The 3,890-nt window shown below is 49.9% G+C and carries 4 protein-coding genes; all 4 read left to right on the top strand.

All coding sequences use genetic code 11. The annotated features are described in order from the left end of the window. Positions 1-735 (top strand): ABC transporter permease (locus ON064_RS17525; RefSeq protein WP_274625783.1); only part of this gene is annotated, 735 nt, incomplete at its 5' end. Next, the gene (locus ON064_RS17520; protein ID WP_058383448.1) at positions 719-1,525 is read left to right on the top strand and encodes an ABC transporter permease; all 807 of its coding nucleotides are present in this window, start codon (positions 719-721) and stop codon (positions 1,523-1,525) included. The genes ON064_RS17525 and ON064_RS17520, both read left to right, overlap by 17 nt. Next, entirely contained in the window at positions 1,522-2,577 is a 1,056-nt protein-coding gene (locus ON064_RS17515) for an ABC transporter substrate-binding protein (protein WP_274625782.1), read from the top strand. Before ON064_RS17520 ends, ON064_RS17515 begins: the two co-directional genes overlap by 4 nt. 107 nt (positions 2,578-2,684) lie before the next feature. Next, the gene (locus ON064_RS17510; protein WP_274625781.1) at positions 2,685-3,878 is read left to right on the top strand and encodes an MFS transporter; all 1,194 of its coding nucleotides are present in this window, start codon (positions 2,685-2,687) and stop codon (positions 3,876-3,878) included. Positions 3,879-3,890 lie beyond the last annotated feature (12 nt).

Below are 3,890 nucleotides of genomic sequence, written 5' to 3'. Positions count from 1 at the left end.
TATTTTTCTTTTCTTGATTTAGCCGGTGATTTCACTCTAGAAAACTACGCGAATTTCTTTTCATCAACTTATTTCCGCATGACGCTCAGCTCGTTCTGGTATGCCTTCCTCATCACTTTCATTTCGGTGCTGATTGCCTATCCAACAGCTTATTGGCTGACGAAAACAAAGCATAAGCAACTCTGGCTGTTGTTGATCATCATTCCATCGTGGATCAATCTGTTGCTCAAAGCCTATGCGTTCATCGGTATTTTCGGGCTGTATGGGCCTGCCAACCAATTGATCCAATTTTTCGGTGCAGGACCGCTTCAGATCCTGTTCACCGACTTCAGCTTCGTTTTTGTCGCCGTGTATATTTTCATCCCGTTCATGGTATTGCCGATCTTCAACTCGCTCGATAAAATCAATCCGGCTTTGATTGACGCATCGCGCGACCTCGGTGCATCCCAGTGGACAACATTCCGCCGCGTCATTTTTCCGCTGGCGATCAACGGCGTCAAATCCGGCGTGCAGGCCGTCTTTATCCCTGCCTTGTCCTTGTTCGTCATTACACGGCTTATCGCCGGCAATAAAGTGATCACGCTCGGTACGGCCATCGAACAGCAATTCCTGGTGACGCAAAACTGGGGCATGGGTTCGACGATCGCCGTGTTCTTGATCTTGTTCATGATTATCATCATGCTGCTCACAGGCCCGAAAGAGAAAGGAGGGGCATTGAATGGCAAAGCTAAGTAAACCCGCTAAAATCTATTTGGCGTTCGTCTTTTTTATTCTCTATGCCCCGATTTTCTATTTGATTTTCTATTCCTTCAATAGCGGCGGCACCATGTCCGGCTTTGAAGATTTCACTTGGGAGCATTACGCGGCCGTATTCAATGACACACGCCTGCTCATCATCGTCTTGAACACGGTCATCGTCGCTTTGCTGTCTGCACTCATCTCGACAGCGATCGGCGTACTTGGCGCCATCGGCATCATTTTCCTGCGCAACCGAAAAATGCGCAACGCCGTCTTGTCCTTGAACACCGTATTGATCGTCAGCCCGGATGTCATCATCGGGGCATCGTTTCTGATTCTCTTCACGATGGTCGGCGTCAAGCTCGGCTTTGCGTCCGTCCTGGTATCGCATATCGCCTTCAGCATCCCGATTGTCGTCATCATGGTATTGCCAAAACTGCAGGAAATGAGCTCAAGCTTAATTGACGCGGCGACGGACCTTGGGGCATCACAGCGCGATATTTTGACGCGCGTCATCATCCCTTACATCAAACCGGGGATATTCGCCGGCTTTTTCCTAGCGCTGACGTATTCGCTCGATGATTTCGCTGTCACGTTCTTCGTCACCGGCAATGGCTTTGCGACATTGTCCGTTGAGATTTACTCGATGGCGCGAGCAGGCATCACGCTAACGATCAATGCCTTGTCCGCTTTGATTTTCGTTGTGACGCTTGGCCTTGTCCTCGGATATTATTTCTTTAATCAGCGCTCCGGGGCGAATGCTGGAACAGGAGGGACACGACCATGAAAGGCATCATTAGAGCAAGTGCAGCGATCGTAATCATTTCCGCCGTCCTTTTCTACGCCGTCCATCTGTTGGAGAGCAGTTCTGCCACCAGCGGCAGCGGCTCGATATCGGTCTATAACTGGGGTGAATACATTGACCCCGAACTGATCAGCCAGTTTGAAGAAGAAACCGGCATCCAGGTCATCTACGAGACATTTGATTCGAATGAATCGATGATGACGAAAGTCGAACAAGGCGGAACGTCTTATGACGTCGCCATGCCTTCGGAATACGCCATCGAAAAAATGAAGGAAAACGATTTACTGTTGCCGATCGACCACAGTAAGATCCCGAATCTCGAAAACATCGATCCGTATTTCTTGGATTTGCCATTCGACCCTGGCAACGAATATTCTATCCCGTATTTCTGGGGCACCGTGGGCATCGCCTATAATCCGACTCTTCTCGAAGGGCAGACTTTCGAAAGCTGGGATGACCTATGGAACCCAACGCTCGAACAGGAAGTCATTTTGGTCGACAGCGCACGCGAAGTCATCGGCATGGGCTTGAACAGCCTCGGCTATTCGCTGAACTCCACCGATCTCGGGGAATTGCGCGAAGCGACCGATAAACTGAAAACACTCGGGCCCAACGTCAAAGCGATTATCGGCGATGAAATTGTCGAAATGATGCGCCGCGAGGAAGCGGCAGTTGCCGTCACCTGGTCGGGGCAAGCTGCAGATATGATGTGGATCAATGAAGACATCGATTATGCAGTGCCGGAAGAAGGCTCCAATCTTTGGTTCGATAACATGATCATCGCCGCCGCACATCAGTTTATCAACTTCATGCTCGACGCTGAAGTAGCTGCGCAAAATGCGGATTATGTCGGCTATTCTTCCCCGAATGCAGCCGCACTCGAGTTGATGGATCCTGAAGTGACAGGTGATGAGCGCTTCTATCCGACAGAAGAAATGCGCGACCGCCTCGAAGTCTATGAAAACCTCGGGCTCGAAATGCTCGGCGTCTACAACGAACTGTTTTTGGAATTCAAGATGGATATGGAAAAATGACAGGCAGAACTTCTGCCTGTTTTTTTCCGTTTAAATAAGGTATAGTAAATAAGTTCATAACACCAAAATTTAGCCACACGAAATAAAAACGAGGGAAGGTTAGCCTCATGGCCGTCAAATCAACTAAATTCGCCTTATATATACTCATGTTCAATATGTTCATCGCCATGAGCGGAATTGGCCTCATCATCCCGATCATGCCCGCTTATCTGGAAACATTCGGTGTCGCAGGCCAGGCGCTCGGCACCTTGATCGCCACTTTCGCTTTTGCCCAATTTCTATTTTCTCCGATTTCCGGGGAACTCTCCGATAAATACGGGCGCAAGAACTTGATCATTTTCGGACTGGTCGTTTTCGGCTTGTCGCAGCTGCTCTTCGGCATGGCAACCGAGTTATGGGTCCTCTATCTCGCACGCTTCTTCAGCGGCGTCGGCGGCGCATTCCTGATCCCGCCGATGATGGCATTTGTAGCAGATATCACAACTTACGAAGAACGGGGCAAAGGAATGGGATTGCTCGGCGCTTCGATGTCTCTCGGTTTCATGATCGGGCCGGGTATCGGCGGCTTCCTCTCTGAAGTCAGCCTGCAATTCCCGTTTTATGTCGCGACCTCTGTCGCTTTGTTGTCCGCCTTGCTCTCCTTCTTCGCCTTGCCGAATGTCAAACCAGCGGTGCAGGCTGTGGATTATAAACGAGAAAATTTGTACCAGCAGATGAAACGCTCTGTCTACACACCATATTTCGTCATGCTGCTGGTCATGTTCATCTTTGCATTCGGGCTGTCAAATTTCCAATCGACAATCGCCTTGTATGTCGATAAGCAATTCCAATTCACGCCGAAGGAAATCTCGGTTGTCATCACTGTTGGCGGCTTTGTGGGCGTCATCGTCCAAACTTTCGTCATCGACAGTTTGTTCAAGCGTTTCGGCGAGATGCGCGTCATCCTCGTCAATCTGCTCATTTCAGCCGCTGCCATGATCGGCATTCTCTTCGTCAATACATTCTGGACGATTCTTTTCGTGGCAGCTGTCTTTTTCACGGCCGCCTCCCTCCTGCGTCCGGCAATCAACACGCTCATTTCAAAACTTGCTGGTGACTCGCAAGGATATGCGGCTGGGATGAACAATGCTTACATGAGCCTCGGCAATATGATCGGGCCTGCGCTTGCCGGGATTCTCTTCGACATCGACATGAGCTTCCCGTATATCACAGGAACCTTCATCCTGCTCGTCTGCTTCTTCATCGCCTTTAACTGGTCGACGCGAAAAAAAGAACTGTTGCAGGAAAGCCGCAGCAGCTGAATCAACAGTTAC

The sequence above is a fragment of the Planococcus sp. A6 genome, assembly GCF_028823615.1.
In the GTDB taxonomy this organism is placed as follows: Bacteria; Bacillota; Bacilli; order Bacillales_A; family Planococcaceae; genus Planococcus.
Note: the sequence above shows the minus strand (reverse complement) of the source record. Positions and strands in the feature narration are given on the sequence as shown.